This is a genomic window from Sphingomonas sp. M1A8_2b, from assembly GCF_053345535.1.
This window is the reverse complement of sequence record NZ_JBKFAH010000001.1, coordinates 1,604,350-1,620,501: the sequence shown is the minus strand read 5'-3', so window position 1 is coordinate 1,620,501 and position 16,152 is coordinate 1,604,350. Positions and strand designations below refer to the sequence as shown.

Sequence of the window (16,152 nt, the reverse complement as noted above, 5' to 3'; positions counted from 1 at the left end):
TTTCATCTCCGTGCCGTGCTGATCAACGCCTTCTTCACGCCTCGTTGGCCGAGCCCGACGATCGAATATTGATCGAGATGACGTTTTTACGATCCACGCCATAAACGCGCTCGCGCGATCATTGCGTTTGGCTCAAGCAACTCCCACCCTCCTTAAGCCTTATGTCAGTCTTAACGCAATTAAACCGAACCTGAATGAGATCATTCAGCTTTGCGTGCTGAACTCTCGCTATGCCGTATTCTGCTGAACTGCCTAGATCGACAGCGTTCGATGAAAAGATGTTCATGCTGGAACTTACAATAGCAAAATAGCCTTTTCGAGATCGGCTGAACCACCGCGAGGACGGGCGACTATGGCAAGCAAGGCTCTGACGCCGTCCGGCGAACGACACGATAGCAAACAGAAACACGGCGATGTCGATCGCGCGAAGACGGCACTCCAGTCGCTCAATTTCTTCATGGCGGACATGCAGGCGGGCATCGGTCCGTTCCTCGGCGTGTTCCTCCAGCAGCGCGGCTGGTCGACCGGGCCGATCGGTACGGTGATGACCGCCGGCGGCGTCGCCGGGATGATCATGACGGTCCCAGCCGGCGCGTTCATCGACCATACCGAGAAGAAGCGGATGGTGGTGATCGTCACCGGCATCTGCACGGTGATGGCGTCGTTCCTGATCCTGCTGTCGCAATCCGCCTGGGTCGTCACCGTCAGCCAGGTCGCGACCGCGATCGCCGGCGCTGCGATCGGTCCCGCCGTCGCGGGCATGACGCTCGGCGTCGTGCGCCAGCGCGGGTTCAACGCGCAGAACGGTCGCAACCAGGCGTGGAACCATGCGGGCAACATGGTCGGTGCGGGGCTGTCCGGCTTTCTCGGCTGGAAGTTCGGCATGCCCGCGATCTTCTATCTCGCCGCGGTCTTCGGCGTGCTGGCGATCGTCAGCGTCCTGATGATCCCCGAAAAGGCGATCGATCACCAGGCCGCGCGCGGTCTGGAAGCGGGTGACGACGATCCCGGTAGCGACGGAGAGAGCGGCAAGGCGGAAGGCTTCAAGGCGCTGCTTCGCAACAAACCGATGCTGATCCTGGCCGCGGCGCTTGCCTGCTTCCACCTCGGCAACGGTGCGATGCTGCCGCTCTACGGGCTGGCGGTGGTCGGTGCGGGCAAGGGCAACGCCGCGCTCTTCACCGCCGAGACCGTCGTCGTCGCGCAGGCGGTGATGATCGTCGCGTCGTTGCTGGCGATGCGGATGTCCGCGGGCAAGGGCTATTGGCTGGTGCTGCTGATCTCGTTCGCCGCGCTGCCGTTGCGCGGGTTTCTCGCCGGAACCTTCATCGAACATTGGGGCGTCTGGCCGGTCCAGGCGCTCGACGGGATCGGCGCGGGACTGCAGAGCGTCGCCGTGCCCGGACTCGTGGCGTGCCTACTCGACGGCACCGGCCGCGTGAACGTCGGCCAGGGTGCGGTGATGACCGTGCAGGGCGTCGGCGCCTCGCTCAGCCCCGCGATCGGCGGCTGGCTCGCGCAGGAACTCGGCTACAATATCGCCTTCTACATCCTCGGCAGTTTCGCGATCGTCAGCGTCGCGCTCTGGGTCGGGTTCGCGGGAACGCTGCGCCCCGCCTGTTCGGGATCACGGTCGCAGCATAAGGAACAAACGGCATGACGCCCTCGCTCACCTGGGTCCATATCGGCGACCTCCACATGGACGAGGCGAACGGCTGGCAGAGCCGCGACCGGCTCGCCGCGATCGTCGCCGAGATCAACGCGCATATCGGCGACGCCGCCGATTTCGTCTATCTGCCCGGCGACAACGCGAACCACGCGACCGCCGAGCAATACCGCGTCATCACCGACACGCTCGCGCCGCTGTCGCTCCCCTACCGCGTCATCCCCGGCGATCATGATTTCGAACTTGGCGATCTCGCCAATTACGAGGCTGCGTTCCCCAAGGCGAACCGCCCCGAGGCGGAGGTCATCGCCGGCCATCGCTGCATCTTTCTCGACATCATTTCGGCCGGCGCGGGCGGTCCCGACTTCCGGCTGACGATGCACCACCGCAACCGCCTGCTCGAAGAACTCGCGCGCGCCGAAGCCGAGGGCCAGACCCCGGTCGTCTTCATGCACGCCTATCCCGGCGATCTCGCCGCCGATGGCGAGGATATCGCGCGGACCCTGGCCGATGCGCGAGTCGCCTTCGTCGACACCGGCCACACGCATTACAACGAACTGCTCAACGACGGCCGCGTGATCTACGGCGCGACCCGCTCGACCGGCGAAATCGAGGAAGGCGGCGGCAGGCCCGGCTTCTCGATCACGACCATCCACGGCCGTGTGCCGAGTTGGCGGTTCAAGGAAACCGGCGGCGATTGGCCGTTCGTCCAGATCGTCGCGCCCGCCGACCTCCGCCTGGTCACGCGCCCCGCCGATCCGACGCAGGTCCCGCGCCCCGGCGAGGTCGAGATCGTCGCCAAGCTGTTCGGCACCACGTCCGACACGGTCACGCTGTCGGTCGATGGCACCGCGCACACGATGATCGCGACGCCCGGCACCGCGTTCTGGACCGCCCGCGTTCCGCTCGACGCCGGCTTGCATCGGGTCGAAGCTGCCATCGGCGCCGATCGCGACGTGATCGACATTCTCGTCCGCGGCGAAAAGGATATTCCCCGTCGCGGCATGCCGATCGCGCCGGGCCGCGATATCCACAGTATCGGCCCCTGGCCCGAACACGGTATTGAGGGGTCTAGGCTCGGCCCCAACAAGAACGGGAAGCATTGGTGATATTGGCGACGGGCGCGACATGGGGAATTTGCGCCGCCTCGACCGCCGCGGTGATTGCGCGACCGTTCCGCTGGCCCGAAGCCATCTGGGCGGTCGCCGGCGCGGTGCTGCTGCTGCTGTTCGGCCTGATGCCCTTCCCCGCGGCGCTGCATGCGGTCAAAAAGGGCATGGACGTCTACCTGTTCCTGATCGGCATGATGCTGCTCAGCGAAACGGCGCGCGCGGAAGGATTGTTCGACTGGGTCGCGGCCACCGCGGCGATCCACGCCAAGGGATCGCGCGCGCGCCTGTTCGCGCTCGTCTACGTCACGGGAATCGTCACGACGACGTTCCTGTCCAACGATGCGACCGCGGTGGTGCTGACCCCGGCGGTGTATGCTGCCGCCAAGAAGGCGAAGGCGGACCCGCTGCCGCTGTTGTTCGCCTGCGCGCTGATTGCCAACGCGGCGAGCTTCGTGCTGCCGATCTCCAACCCCGCCAACCTCGTCCTCTACGGCGGCAAGATGCCGCCGCTCGGTGAGTGGTTCGCCTCCTTCGCGCTGCCCTCGCTCGCCTCGATCCTTGTCACTTTCCTCGTCCTGCGCTGGCTCGAGCGCAAGCGACTGGCGGGCGACTGCGTCAGCGATGTCGAGCGCACGCCGCTGACCGCAGGCGGCAAGGCCGCGTTCGTCGGGATCGTCGCGACTGCAGTCGTGTTGCTGGTCGTCTCCGCGCTCGACATGGAACTGGGCCTGCCGACCGCGATCGCCGGGATCGTCACGACGCTGGCGGTGTCGGCGATCGCGAAGTCGTCGCCGATGAAACTCGCGCGTGAGATTTCGTGGAGCGTACTGCCGCTCGTCGCCGGCCTGTTCGTGCTGGTCGAGGCGCTCGACCTGACCGGCGTGATCGCGCAGGTCGCGCAATTCCTGCGAACGCTGTCGGTCGATCCCGCCCACGGTGCGGCAATCTCGGGGACGATCCTCGCCTTCGGGTCGAACCTGATGAACAACCTCCCCGCCGGCCTCGTCGCGAGCACCGCGGTCGCGCAGGCGCATCCACCGCGGCTGATCGTCGACGGCCTGCTGATCGGCGTCGATCTCGGCCCGAACCTGTCGATCACCGGCAGCCTCGCGACGATCCTGTGGTTGCAGGCGATCCGCCGCGAAGGCGAGGACGTCGGCTTCTGGCGGTTCCTGAAGGTCGGCGCGGTGGCGATGCCGCTTGCGTTGCTCGCCGCGCTCGGCACGCGTATCGCGCTCGGATGACCCGCACCCGCCCCTGGCGCAAAGTCCTGATCGCGCTGTTCGTCGCCGTCGTGGCGTTTACCGGCTATCACGCGGTCCGCACCGTCAGCGACGCGATCTACTGGAACGCGCACCGTGACGAGCCGATCGAACGCTGGATGACGATCGGCTATGTCGCGCATTCCTATCACGTACCGCCGCACATCCTGCACCAGGCGTTGAACCTGCCCCCCGCCCCCGACCACCGCACGCTCGGCCGGATCGCCAAGGACAGCGGCCGGTCGATGGCGCAGGTCGAGGCCAAGCTCAGCTATGCGATCGTTCACGCACGTCCCCCCTACCCGCCGCCGGGCCCGCCGCCTCGATCGTTCATGCCTGCGCCGTCGCCCAAATCGTGACGGAACAGCTCCTCGAACTCCTCACCACCTACGGCCTGCCCGCGCTGTTCGGCGCGATGGTGCTGGCGGCGGCGGGCATGCCATTCCCGAGTTCGCTGACGCTCGTCGCGATGGGATCGTTCGTCGCGCAAGGTGAACTCGACTTCTGGCCGGTAGTGTTCGCCGGCGCGGCAGGCGCAGTCCTCGGCGACCAGATCGGCTATGCGTTCGGTCGCTACGGCGGCCGCCCGCTGCTGGCGGCGGTGACGCGGCGGATCGGCGGCGCGGACAAGGTCGAGCAGGCTGAGGCCTATTCGCGCAAATGGGCCGGCTGGGGAATCTTCTTCAGCCGCTGGCTGATCGGGCCGCTCGGTCCGTGGATCAACGTCACCAGCGGGCTGACCGAATATCCCTGGATCCGGTTCATCGTCCTCGACGTCGCCGGCGAATTCCTGTGGCTGCTGATCTACGTTTCACTGGGCCGCGCGTTCAGCGACCAGGTCCAGACCATCGCGAGCCTGCTCGGCAACCTCACCTGGGTCATCGTCGGCCTTCTGGTCGCCGGCCTGCTCGGCTGGAAACTCTTCGCCAAATCGTCCACTGCCGAGCCGACCTCGGACGAAGCGCTGGCACCCGACGAACGCACGTCGACCAAACGCTGATCCTTCGATCGCGGTGTCGAGTTCCGGCCAGTGTCCGATTTCATTCGTAGACCCGGTTATTCACACTGGTCGCGCCGCGTCCCGGATCCGACCGACGGTTCAGGGTCTCATGCCGGAAAACGCCCCTTGCGATGAAGCGACGACCGTAAGGTTGATAATCCGGCCTTCCGTGGCGCTGACGGCTAAGCCAGGAGATCGGCAAAAGACCGCCTCACATCGCCTGCCGGAATTCACGCATCGGGTTTCCACAAAGACCCCGGTGGATCCGCACGACAAGGGCCACGGCCGGTTGGCGCTCCAAGTGCCGACCCTAATCAGGTAGATTTGACGCCGTGTGGGCAGGGACGGATCGATGGTCGCGCGCTCAGACAATCAGGAATATGATCGTCGCCCACAATGCCAGGCTGACCGGCAAAGCCAATAATATGCCGTGAGGGCCAAAAGGATATTCGCCGCGATAAAAACGGTCGTACCACATCGGCTCGGCCATAGCATCCTCTCTCCACGCGGCTGTTTTGGCCGTCTATGACCCAATATGGCGCAATATTGTACGCAATCAAATATCTTTTATCGCCATATCGAATATTATTTTCGAAGCCTCTACTTTGCGCGTCGATCAAATACCCATTTTTAATGTTACGCCGAAGATCAATGATATTATTTCTCGGAAAGTCCGCTCCTACAGCCACGTCGAACACGGCAGCACCAGGCCCGGAACTACTTGAAGTCGGCCTCGTAATCGACAGATTTTACTGAGTGTGGGGTGAATGGTGTCGGCGTCGGACAACCCTAGCCAATGGCCCGCAGGAGCAGTACTTTTAAGCGAAAAATCCCGCGTACATACCTAGCGCCAATGTCCAGAAAGGCAGGCTGATCGCCAGCGCGACGATCACACCATGGAGCGACTGCGCTTCCCTGGCCGTCATTCTCCCGACGCAAATATATTCAACCAGGACGGTCACACCACACTCTCCTCGTCGGTCTTTCTGACCGCCTGATCGTAATGCTACGACAAAGCGCGACGTCAATGGCGGTAATTTACAAATCTTCATAAATTATTCCGACTGGAACAATTTGCTGGATTGGCCTGATCGATGATTTCATACACGGCTACGAACACTGATTCTTGAATCATTGTCACGCAAAGCGCATTTTCTGCTTGTGGGCAACTGAAGGTTGAGCCCTAAAGGATCGATGCCTCCATCACGACAAACACATTTACCTCGAACCCGCTCGCCCGAACTTTCTTATTTTATCGCTGTGCGACCTAAACCAAATTCGGGGTGATGGTTCGCCTGACAAATGCCAATTACCTGAGGCGTTTACCAATATATCCAAGAGATTCCTGTTCTCTGCCTCGAATCCGGTTCCGTTCCTCATTGAGACAATAGAAATCGTTAAATAACTAACTGTGGCACGCTGGTGTTGCTGCAACGCAAAAGTTCGTTCATGAGGTTCTAGGGGATTCACTGAATGCACAGCTTCGTAGCGACACAGGCCGGCTCGACGACGCAAGCCGATGCTGGTGTCGCTGGATCTTCGGTTCGCGATTCGGTTGTTACGAAATCGGCTCTCGACGATGCTTTGATCCGGTGTTTGGATATTACAATCGCATTGGTCGCTCTGATTTTCTTTGCCCCGTTGATGGCGCTGATCATATTGGCGTTGCGCTTGACCGATGCCGGCCCGTTGATGTTCAAGCAACAGCGACTGGGCAAGAGCGGCCAAGTGTTCCCGTGCTACAAATTCCGGACGATGCGGATCGATGCTGAGGAGGTCCTCGCAGCGTTACTCGCCAGTGACCCGATGATCCAGGCTGAATGGACGCGTGACCACAAATTGCGGAAGGACCCGCGCGTCAGTAGGATCGGCAACTTGCTCCGCCGCAGCAGCCTCGACGAAGTCCCGCAATTGTTCAACGTGTTGAAAGGTCACATGAGCATCGTCGGACCGCGGCCGATCACCGAACGCGAGCGCATGCGTTATGGTCGCCACTTCAAATATTACCTCGCCGTGAGGCCGGGTATCACGGGTGTCTGGCAGGTTTCCGGACGAAGCAGCACCACCTACCGTCGGCGCGTGGCGTGCGATATTGTTTATGCGCGTAAGCGATCGTTCGCGACGAACGTTCGGCTCATCGCGGTCACGGTTCCCATGGTTCTAATGGCCCGCGGCGCGTACTGATACCGAGCTGAACGGTCTCGTGCGACATCGGGTTCGTGCCGGGTCAGGACAATGCGAAGCCCCGACGCGGCTTGGATTCGATCCAGCGACGCGGTGAAAGTCGGACGAGTGGCGTCCCGCAATCCTTGCATATGCTGCGACATACCGGCCCGTCGACCCAGGCCCGCGAGGCGGAGCGACGATGCTGCTTGATGAGGCACGACAGCTTCATAGGTCGAAAATCCAAAGTGCTTGAGCGCACCCAAGACCTAGCGGCCAACCTTCAACCAACGATTAAGCCGCATCCGTCAGTCCGGGGTTGGCTGCGCAGTCGCCGCCCCCGGTATCCAGCACCCACTGCGCATTCCCCTCGAGACCGACTGCGGACAGGCGGCCTGTGCGCACGGCGCCCGTATCGACACCGATCCGGTTCGACTTCAACGATACGCCGTCCTCGAAGACGGTATGCCCATGCACCACGATCGCACCGTGATCGGCATCGCTGGCGATGAACTCGTCACGGATCCACAGCAGGTCGTCGGGGGTCTGCTTGCGGATCGGAATGCCCGGCCGGATGCCGGCGTGCACAAAGACATAATTGCCCAGGCGATACAGCATCGGCAATTTAACCAACCAGGTCGCGATCGGCTTGGGGATAATTCGACGCACCGTCTCGAGCAGCTCGCGGGTGTCACGAGGAAATATTTCGGCCTCGGACGCACCGAAGCTGCGCAAGGTGGCGTCGCCGCCATGGTCGATCCACAAATCGAGTGCAGCGCGGTCGCCGCGCAGACCGTCGATCAGGGCGGCTTCGTGATTGCCCTTCAAGACGACGAAACCGGAACGTGCTTTCTGCGCGGCGAAGATCGTGGCGATTTTCACGGAATCCGGACCGCGATCGATGAAATCGCCAAGCACGACGATCTGAGTCTTGGCAGGCGGCCGGTCGGCAATGTCGCGCTCGATCTGGGCGAGCAGACCGCGCAACAGGTCGAGCCGACCATGAATGTCACCGATGGCATAGATGCGCTTGCCCGGCGGCATGTCAGGGGCGCGACCTTTACGCCGGAGGGCAAACTGCAGGGGCATCGTTCGCGGTGTATCAGCAACGCCGCGCAGCTTGCCAGCAAAGAACCCACACGCAGGTGTTCACACGCCCCCAGCATCACGCTGCATCGCAAACATCGTTAGTGCGAGCGCCGCCAAGATCAACCCGACGACCAAGACGGCACTGGCGATCGAGGGCAGCGCGGCGCGCGCCTGCGACAGCGCAAGGCTTGCAGAGAACCGCCTGCCAGCACGGATGCCGATGGGTGGAGCGACCGCCGGCAGCACCCGCCGCAGCAAGGGGCGTTCGACGAGGAACCACAGTGCGTTGGCGAGCGCAACGATCACGGGCAACGAGACGATGAAGTTGAACGCGGCATTTTGCCGGTTCGGACCGAACGCAACCCAGGATTGCTGGATCGGATACGCGATCAACAGCATACGCCATAATACCGGCTCCGCGACGGGCGCCCAGTGCCGAAGCGGCCATGGCAACGAACAGACATAGATCGCCAGATAGGCGATCGGTATCGCCGTCCCCGCGCTGACCAGCGCATTGTCCAGCCATGAGCGACTTCCCAGCACGGCGACCAGCACAAGCGCGAACACGGTGACGGCAGCCACGCGCCAATCGACCGGAACCGCGCGACGCACGCGGTAGAGGAGAGCGCCCAGGATGAAGCACAGCAGCGCACCAAGCCCCTGCCCCGCGAGCAGCGTGGTCAACAGCCCCTCCCGCCTGCCGAGATCGACATCCGCAACCAGGAGCCCGACGGCGGTAACCGCTAGCAAACCACCGACGGCCCCGAGGATTCGCGTCCGCAAATTCGGCCGCCACGCCGTGGCCGCCAGCACCGCTGCCGCCAGATACGCGACGGGCACCGCCCACAGAATGGGGTTCACCACGCCTGCAGACGCATTGAACGGGAAAACCTGGGGTAGCTTCATCTCGGGAAGACCGACGATATTAAGCAGATAGACCGCCGTATCGACGTCAAGCAGATAGGCGTACCGGGAACCGGTCGTCACGACCGTGCCCAGTGCATAGGCGGTTGCGACGACCACCAGCACCAACGCTGGCAGGAACCGGACCGCGGTCCGTGCCGCCGCCGCGGCCGTGCCGTTCCGCTCGACGCTGCGCATCGCGGTAAATCCCGCAAGCGCAAACAGCGCGGCGATACTCCAGCCCGGCACTACCCACAGCGCGGTCCCGACGATGCTGCCATAGCTCTCGCTAACCTCGATGCTCTGGTACGCCACCAATCCCAGAACGAGACCGCACCGCAACACGTTGACGCTTCGCAGCGTCCCGCCCTGCCGTTCCATGCCCATATCGATAGCCAATGCACCAGCCCCCTTACGAGAGCGATACCGGCTTCTGGCTAGCGTGCAATGGATAGTATCGGCCTAAGTAATGTCAAAGATATCCCGCTACGCTGCACTGCCGCGATTATGTCTTGTATGCACGCCCATGCGATGCGAATGAAGTCGTTCTACTGGGGGGTGCTCCGCCGATACTGGATGCTGGCAAGTCCATCGTTCGATGCCGGCATATAGCCTAAATAAAGGAATGGGGTTTGGCGGACGGGGCGACGACGACGGATCAGGCGATCCCGGCTGCTAACGAGACGGAAATTTCGGAAGTTGCGATTGGAAACAGTTCGTTGCTGCCCGATCCTCGCCAATTGCTGTTGATCTTGTGGCGGCGCATCTGGATTTTTCTGATCGTCGTGGCGGCGGTTCTTGCAGCCGTCGTGGCGTATGCCCAGTTGACTCCAAAACGCTATTCGGCGACCGCCAGCGTGTTGATCGAACCGCGCAAGGGCGACCCGATCCAGCCCCGCGAAACCGCGCCGGCGGACCAGGCGCCGACATCCGACTTCATCGATACGCAGATCCTGGTCATCGATTCGGAGCAAACCGCCAGCGCGGTGGTCCGCTCGCTCGACCTCACCAGTGACCCCGAATTCGCGGCCGAGAAGACTCGCGCCGCCGTCATCGGGCAGAGCGAGGCCGAACGGGAGAACGCCGGCGTCTTTTCCGCTGCGCAGCGGCTACGCGCCGCCGTGACCGTCCGCCGCGCGGGTCAGACCGCGCTGATCGAAATCATTGCGACATCAAAGTCGCCTGCGCAGGCGGCGCGCATCGCCAACGCCTATATCAGCCAGTATCTGGCCGGCATCACGGCCTCCAAGCGCGCCAGCGAAATGCAGGCCAATGCGCAGATCGACAGCCGCCTGAGCCAGTTGCGCGTCCAGGCCGAGCAGGCCGATGCCGCATTGCAACGGTACAAGATCGCGAACGGCCTGATGAGCGCGGAGGGTGCGACGATGGCGGAGCAGGAAACCTCCTCGCTCAACCAGCAGATCGCCGCCGCGCGCGCCGCGCTTGCCGAGCGGCAGGGACGCCTCGCGGCGGCGCGCCGCCAGGTCACGCAAGGTGGCGGCGGTGGGGATGTCGCGTCGGCACTGAATTCGGGCACGATCGGTGCTCTGCGCGGACAGGAAGCCGACAGCAGCCGAACGCTTGCCCAGCTCCGCGCCCGCTACGGCGAACGACATCCGGCGATTGCGCAGGAGGAGCAACGGCTCGCGGATGTCCGCCGGCAGATCCAGCTTGAAATCGATCGTATCCTATCGAGCCTTCAGGCCGAGGTGAACGTCGCGCAGTCCGGCCTCGCCTCGCTGCTCGGCAGCCAGTCGCAGTCGCGCGCGAAACTCGCCGGCAACGCGCAGGCGCAGGTCGGCTACATGGAGCTCGATCGCAAGGCGACCGCGGCGCGAACGATCTACGAGGCGTTCCTCAACCGATCGCGCGGTACCGCCGCGCGCGACGGGATCGACGCGCCGATCGCCAGCGTGTCCCAATCCGCGGTCGAGCCGACCACCCCCTCCTCGCCCAACACGCGGCTCGCCTACCTGCTGGGGTCGGTGTTCGCGATCATCGCCGGACTGCTTGCGGTCGTTGTGAGCGAGTTTCTCGACGGCGGCATCCGGACGAAGCTCGATATCGAGAAGCGGCTTGGCGCGCGGTACCTGGGGGCCGTGCCCGATGTCCTGTCGACGCTGGGTGGGTTGCGTCTGACCGAGACGCCACAGGACTATGTCGTGTCGCATCCGCTTTCGACGTTCGCCGAATCGCTGCGCAGCCTGCGCGCTGCGGCCACGCTCCGGGGCAATCGCCGTCCGAAAGTCATCGCGCTGACGTCGGCGTTGCCGCGTGAGGGCAAGACGACGACGGCGGTGTGTCTCGCGCGGACCCTCGCGATGTCGGGCGCAACGACGGTGCTGGTCGATTGCGACCTGCGGCGTCACTCGGCGAGCGACCTGATGCTCGACGGGCGCCCCGGCCGTTTCGGCGAGGTGCTCGGCGGCACGACCAGTATCGCCGACGCGCTGCTCAAGGATACCGCCACCGATCTGCAGATCCTCGGCATCTCCGAAGCGCCGAGCGATGGTCGCGACCTGCTTGCCGCCGAGCGCATCGGGCGGGTATTGGCCGAACTGCGTACGACGTTCGATTATGTGGTGATCGATACCGCGCCAGTGCTCGGCATCGCCGATGCCCGCGCCGTCGCGAGCCAGGCCGATGCCGTCGTGCTGCTCGCCCGCTGGCGCAGCACGTCGCTGCGCGCTGCCGATACGGCGCTCGATCTGCTGCTCGCCTCGCAGGCGAAGGTCATCGGCGTGGCCCTGACGCTGGTCGATATCCGTAAATATGCGAGCACCGGCCACGAGGACCTCTACGGCTACCACAAGAAGTTCAAGGGCTATTACGTCAATTAAAGGACCTTGCCGGTGACGATCCCTTTGCCCGACCGACGGCACATACTCCAACTGGCCGCCGCCACCGTACTGCTCGCAGGCGCATCCGCCGCTGCGCTCAGGCCTTCCGGACCGGGGCCCGGTGCGTCGTTCTTCGAGCCGTTCGACGGGATCGACGGCAGGCGCTGGATGGTGTCGGACGGCTGGGTCAACGGCGCGCACCAGGGGTGCACCTGGTCGCGCGCGACAACCGTTTCCGGCGGCGGGATGCTCCATCTTCGCGTCGCCAAGTCCCCCAATCGGCTCCGCCCCTACGCCTGTGCGGAACTCCAGACCAACGCGCGGTACGGCTATGGTACGTACGAGGCGCGGATCCGTATCGCCGGGGGGTCGGGGCTCAATACCGCGATGTTCACCTATTCGGGGCCACCGCTCACGCCTAGACACGACGAGATCGACTTCGAATTTCTCGGCAAGAATACACGAAGCGTCCAGCTCAATTATTTCACGGACGCCCGCGGCGGTCACGAGACCTTCGCCGCCGTTCCCGCCGACGCGACCTCGGCGTTCCACAGCTACGCCTTTGTGTGGGCGCCGGGCACGATCAAATGGTATATCGACGGGCTGCTCGCGCGCACGGCTATCGGCGCCGATCTGCCGAGCATGCCGGGCAAATTCTATCTGACCCTGTGGTCGGGATCGTCGCGCGTTGACGGCTGGCTCGGCGCATTCGACGCGACGCGCCTGCCCGCGACGGCCGATGTCGACTGGACGGCGTTCACCGCGGCCGGCGAACGCTGCCGCTTTCCGCAGTCGATCACCTGCAAGGGCGCTTAGCCGTCAATACGCGTATTTGGCGGCGATACCGAGCGTTGCGGCGTGATAGCGCAGGAAGCTGCTATCCGAATTGCGGCGGTCGTACCGTGCATTGAGCGTCGCCGACCAGTGGCGATCCACCAGATACCGCGCGCTGGCGCCGACGCCATATTCCTTGCCGCCGAACCCGGCGCCGTTGGGCGTAAAACTGCCGTAGCGCAGCGTCCCGGTCAGGATGAGGTACCGATATAATTCATGATCCGCCGCGACCGAGAAATCGTTCCGGACGTTGCCTGCAACCGTCGTCGAGCTCGTGTCCTCGACCGAGCGCGCCGCACGGAATCGCACGGTGGTCAGCGGCGTGACGTTCCACAAGATGTTGACGTTGTACGACAGGCCCGAGAAATCGTGGAGCCGCGGGTCGCGATAATTGCGGTTGAGCAGACCCAATTGGGCCGCGCCGAAGATCAGCGAGCTCAGCTCGAACGTCAGCCCACCCTGGAGCGAATTGCCGGAGGACTGGCGATCCAGCGTCGTCCGCGGATCGAACCCCGGGTCACCGGGATGAAAACTGTAGGTGTTCTTGTTGGCCTCGCCGCTGAGGATCAGCCCAAGCCCGCTACCGACATCGTATTTGACGCTCCCCGAGCCCGCCAGCGTCCGGTAATCGCGAAAATCCTGATCGATGACCGAGCCGTCCAGTCCGCGGACGTCGTGGAAATTCGTGGCGTTCGCGCCGAGCGACACGTTGATGTCGAGGCGGTTGAAATTCTGCGCCGCGCCGATCGCGCCGTGATAGGCCTCGTACGCGACCGGCTCGCGCGAATTGCGAAAGCTGCCCAGGCTCGATCGGCTCTCGACATAATGCCCCGCCGACAGTTCACCGGTCAGGATCGACTGCCGCGTGATATCGATCACCCCATTCGCATTCCCGCCATATTGCGTCACGTTCTCGCGGGGCAGTCGGGCATGCACGCTGCGGTCCGCGAACACGCGGCCATTCAGTCGATTGCGGTTCCAGTTGCTTGCCGCGCGCACCTCCGGCGACAGCGTGAGAAACACGTCGCTCAGCCGGTTCGCGTCCGTCGCGCGGTAATTGTCGGTCGCGTCGACGCGGGCGGTTACCGAGGGATAGAGCAGGAACGAGCCTGCCCCCCGCCCCAGCGGATCATAATCCGGCCGCGAGCGGTCGGCGACGCCGATACCGCGCTGATCGTCCTGCGCAAGGGCGGGCGCGCCGACAGCGCCAATCATCACCGCGAACGCGATGCCCGACATAAGCGCTGGCTTCACCAAACTTCCCCCTTGTCCCCGGATCAGCCATAGCGACATGCCGCAGCACACGACAAGAGAATTGCGCATTCCAACAGCACGTGGTCAACGGAAATACTTTGCTTCGCGTGAATCTTACAATTGATCGTAGCGCCGTTCATGTAAAAACCTCCACGAACATCAATAAGATATCGCCATAGATTTTATCTCGACTGCCGATGGCACACGGTATCTCCGCGAAAAGTGGCCATATCTTTTGCAAAACATGGCCGGCCTGCACGCGTGCGGAATCGTTTCGCAGTGTCGGCATTAGCCGGCCGTGCTGGGCTCCGCCTTCGCGCGACGGGCGAGCAATGTGCCGCCATGCGAGATCGCGAAGCGGGCCAGTTCGAACGTGTAATCGCGGCCGGCGCGGGTCAGGCAGCTGGTCAGGAAGGCGGCGCAATAGGCCAGTACCACCGCCACTGCGAACATCGGCAAGAATGGCAGGCCGCCGCCAAGCTCGCGAACCGCAAAAGCGACCGCGACCGCGCCGATCAGCGGCTCGATCTGCGCGCCATACAGATCCGCGGTCGACACCGGCGTGTCCTTCGTGCTCCAGCGGTACAGTATCGGCAATCGGACGGCCATGCTGAAGAACAACGCTTCGGCAATGCCGACCGCGCCCCAGCGAATGCCGATCGCGAAGGCCGCGATGGTGATGATCGCCGATACGACGCCCCATCGCATCATTGCCGCACCGCGCCCGGTGGTTATGAAGAGCAGTCCGGTCAGATTGGCGATCGGCTGGATCAGGCCGGTCAGGCCGAGCCAGAAGAATATCGGCCCTGCCTTCACCCATTGCCCGCCCAGCAACCACGGCATCAGGCGCTCGCTGAGCAATGCCGCCACCGCCACGCCGGGTGCGATCACGAGCATGGTCCCACGAAGCGCCAGTGCAAAGATTCGGCGATAGCGTTCGGGTTCGTCGCGCAGTCGCGCCAGGATCGGCTGCAGGATGCGGTTGATCGGGCCGTTGATGTTCTGGATCGGCATCATCATCAACCGATAGCTGCGATCGTACAGGCCGGCCGCGCCCGCGCCCGCGAACCGCGCGACCAGCACGTCGTCGAGATTACGGACGCAGAAATTGAGCAGGCCGAAGCCCGTCATATGCCCGCCGAACCGCGCCAGAGCGCCGATCCCGCGCAGCCTGGGCCGTCCCGGACGAAATGGCGACGCATACCAATAGAGCAGGTTCTGCACGAAACTGCCCGCGAGCGTTCCGATCACGAGCGCCCAATAGCTCCGCAACTCGATCGCCAGCACGATCGACGTTCCGTACATCACCAGCAGCCCGAAAATATCGATGACGCCGAGCCACGCAAAGCGCAATTCGCGATTGAGCAGCGCGGAGTGCTGAAGGCCGCTGCCCGAAATCAACAACCCGACCCCGAGCACCGCGGCGACGTGACCAGCGCGCACGTCGCCATAGAACCAGCCGATCGCCGGCGAAACTGCGACCAGAAATAACGCCAGCCCGAGCGAGGCCAGCATATTCAGCCAGAACAGCGCGTTGGACTGTTCCCGGCTGATCGCCTCAGCCTGGATCGCGGCCGTTCCGAGGCCAAGATCCTGAAACATCACGATGAGCGCCAGGATCGGCCCGACCATGGCGATGACCCCATAATCGTCAGGGGCCAGAACACGCGCGATGATCGCGGTGGACAGGAAGGTGAGCCCGATCCTGACGATCTGCGCCGACCCGAGCCAGGCTGCGCCGCTGGCTGCGGTTTTGCCGAAAGCGGCAACGCGCGGCGGCTCGTCTGGAGTGTCGATCGTCATCATCGGGCGATAACCGCAGCGACAGACGAAGGCGATAGCCATTTGCGCAGCGCAACATGAATATTTGTCCGGCACGAATCCGTCGATGCCGTAATTTACCGATTACTGAAGCCGATTACCTCGGTGAGATAAATGGCAAGCAGTATCTCTATATTTAATAGTGCAGCAAATATTTGTGCATCGCACACTGGCTGTGGTCGCACGATAGGGACTGTGCAATATGCCA

14 protein-coding genes are annotated in these 16,152 nt (G+C 63.4%); 8 read left to right on the top strand and 6 right to left on the bottom strand.

What is annotated here, in order from left to right:
- Window positions 1–352: 352 nt before the first annotated feature.
- From ACLBWL_RS07605 to ACLBWL_RS07585, 5 genes are read left to right on the top strand one after another with little or no spacing between them, the layout of a single operon-like run.
- Window positions 353–1,660: an MFS transporter gene (locus ACLBWL_RS07605; RefSeq protein WP_447791626.1), complete on the top strand. Its 1,308-nt coding sequence runs from the start codon at window positions 353–355 to the stop codon at window positions 1,658–1,660.
- Window positions 1,657–2,775 carry a metallophosphoesterase gene (locus tag ACLBWL_RS07600; protein ID WP_447791624.1) on the top strand — a complete coding sequence of 373 codons (1,119 nt, stop codon included), beginning with the start codon at window positions 1,657–1,659 and terminating at the stop codon, window positions 2,773–2,775. The genes ACLBWL_RS07605 and ACLBWL_RS07600 overlap by 4 nt, the downstream gene beginning before the upstream one ends.
- Window positions 2,772–4,022: an arsenic transporter gene (locus tag ACLBWL_RS07595; RefSeq protein WP_447791622.1), complete on the top strand. Its 1,251-nt coding sequence runs from the start codon at window positions 2,772–2,774 to the stop codon at window positions 4,020–4,022. The genes ACLBWL_RS07600 and ACLBWL_RS07595 overlap by 4 nt, the downstream gene beginning before the upstream one ends.
- Window positions 4,019–4,399 (top strand): hypothetical protein, encoded by a 381-nt coding sequence (locus ACLBWL_RS07590; RefSeq protein ID WP_447791620.1) that lies wholly within the window; start codon window positions 4,019–4,021, stop codon window positions 4,397–4,399. The genes ACLBWL_RS07595 and ACLBWL_RS07590 overlap by 4 nt, the downstream gene beginning before the upstream one ends.
- The gene (locus ACLBWL_RS07585) at window positions 4,396–5,040 is read left to right on the top strand and encodes a DedA family protein (RefSeq protein ID WP_447791618.1); all 645 of its coding nucleotides are present in this window, start codon (window positions 4,396–4,398) and stop codon (window positions 5,038–5,040) included. The genes ACLBWL_RS07590 and ACLBWL_RS07585 overlap by 4 nt, the downstream gene beginning before the upstream one ends.
- Before the next feature lie 364 nt (window positions 5,041–5,404).
- On the opposite strand, the gene ACLBWL_RS07580 is transcribed toward ACLBWL_RS07585, so the two are convergent.
- Together ACLBWL_RS07580 and ACLBWL_RS07575 are read right to left on the bottom strand one after the other, a co-directional pair.
- Window positions 5,405–5,530 (bottom strand): hypothetical protein, encoded by a 126-nt coding sequence (locus ACLBWL_RS07580; protein WP_447791616.1) that lies wholly within the window; start codon window positions 5,528–5,530, stop codon window positions 5,405–5,407.
- A 328-nt stretch (window positions 5,531–5,858) separates the two neighbouring features.
- Window positions 5,859–6,002, bottom strand: coding sequence for a hypothetical protein (locus ACLBWL_RS07575; RefSeq protein ID WP_447791614.1), 144 nt, complete (start codon window positions 6,000–6,002; stop codon window positions 5,859–5,861).
- A 511-nt stretch (window positions 6,003–6,513) separates the two neighbouring features.
- On the opposite strand from ACLBWL_RS07575, the gene ACLBWL_RS07570 reads away from it, so the two are divergent.
- On the top strand, window positions 6,514–7,224 hold the full coding sequence (locus ACLBWL_RS07570) for a sugar transferase (RefSeq protein WP_447791612.1): 711 nt from the start codon (window positions 6,514–6,516) through the stop codon (window positions 7,222–7,224).
- Window positions 7,225–7,497: 273 nt separating this feature from the next.
- On the opposite strand, the gene ACLBWL_RS07565 is transcribed toward ACLBWL_RS07570, so the two are convergent.
- Together ACLBWL_RS07565 and ACLBWL_RS07560 are read right to left on the bottom strand one after the other, a co-directional pair.
- A complete protein-coding gene (locus tag ACLBWL_RS07565; RefSeq protein ID WP_447791610.1) occupies window positions 7,498–8,292 on the bottom strand; it encodes a metallophosphoesterase in 795 nt (264 codons plus the stop codon).
- Between the two features lie 60 nt (window positions 8,293–8,352).
- Window positions 8,353–9,594, bottom strand: coding sequence for a hypothetical protein (locus ACLBWL_RS07560; RefSeq protein ID WP_447791608.1), 1,242 nt, complete (start codon window positions 9,592–9,594; stop codon window positions 8,353–8,355).
- A gap of 341 nt (window positions 9,595–9,935) precedes the next feature.
- Here ACLBWL_RS07560 and ACLBWL_RS07555 point away from each other — a divergent pair, with 341 nt between their 5' ends.
- Both ACLBWL_RS07555 and ACLBWL_RS07550 read left to right on the top strand, forming a co-directional pair.
- Complete coding sequence (locus ACLBWL_RS07555) at window positions 9,936–12,035, top strand: GumC family protein (RefSeq protein ID WP_447791606.1); 2,100 nt, start codon at window positions 9,936–9,938, stop codon at window positions 12,033–12,035.
- 12 nt (window positions 12,036–12,047) lie between these two features.
- Complete coding sequence (locus ACLBWL_RS07550; RefSeq protein WP_447791604.1) at window positions 12,048–12,851, top strand: family 16 glycosylhydrolase; 804 nt, start codon at window positions 12,048–12,050, stop codon at window positions 12,849–12,851.
- Window positions 12,852–12,854: 3 nt separating this feature from the next.
- Here the strand turns inward: ACLBWL_RS07550 and ACLBWL_RS07545 are convergent, their stop codons facing one another.
- Together ACLBWL_RS07545 and ACLBWL_RS07540 are read right to left on the bottom strand one after the other, a co-directional pair.
- Entirely contained in the window at window positions 12,855–14,123 is a 1,269-nt protein-coding gene (locus ACLBWL_RS07545; RefSeq protein ID WP_447791602.1) for an outer membrane beta-barrel protein, read from the bottom strand.
- Between the two features lie 288 nt (window positions 14,124–14,411).
- Window positions 14,412–15,929, bottom strand: coding sequence for a lipopolysaccharide biosynthesis protein (locus ACLBWL_RS07540; protein WP_447791600.1), 1,518 nt, complete (start codon window positions 15,927–15,929; stop codon window positions 14,412–14,414).
- Window positions 15,930–16,152 lie beyond the last annotated feature (223 nt).

What these genes read in the sequence shown, in the direction of transcription:
- ACLBWL_RS07580 (WP_447791616.1), bottom strand. Translation starts at nt 5,530, where the DNA reads ATGGCCGAGCCGATGTGGTACGACCGTTTTTATCGCGGCGAATATCCT.
- ACLBWL_RS07565 (WP_447791610.1), bottom strand. Translation starts at nt 8,292, where the DNA reads ATGCCCCTGCAGTTTGCCCTCCGGCGTAAAGGTCGCGCCCCTGACATG.
- ACLBWL_RS07600 (WP_447791624.1), top strand. Translation starts at nt 1,657, where the DNA reads ATGACGCCCTCGCTCACCTGGGTCCATATCGGCGACCTCCACATGGAC.
- ACLBWL_RS07540 (WP_447791600.1), bottom strand. Translation starts at nt 15,929, where the DNA reads ATGATGACGATCGACACTCCAGACGAGCCGCCGCGCGTTGCCGCTTTC.
- ACLBWL_RS07570 (WP_447791612.1), top strand. Translation starts at nt 6,514, where the DNA reads ATGCACAGCTTCGTAGCGACACAGGCCGGCTCGACGACGCAAGCCGAT.
- ACLBWL_RS07590 (WP_447791620.1), top strand. Translation starts at nt 4,019, where the DNA reads ATGACCCGCACCCGCCCCTGGCGCAAAGTCCTGATCGCGCTGTTCGTC.
- ACLBWL_RS07605 (WP_447791626.1), top strand. Translation starts at nt 353, where the DNA reads ATGGCAAGCAAGGCTCTGACGCCGTCCGGCGAACGACACGATAGCAAA.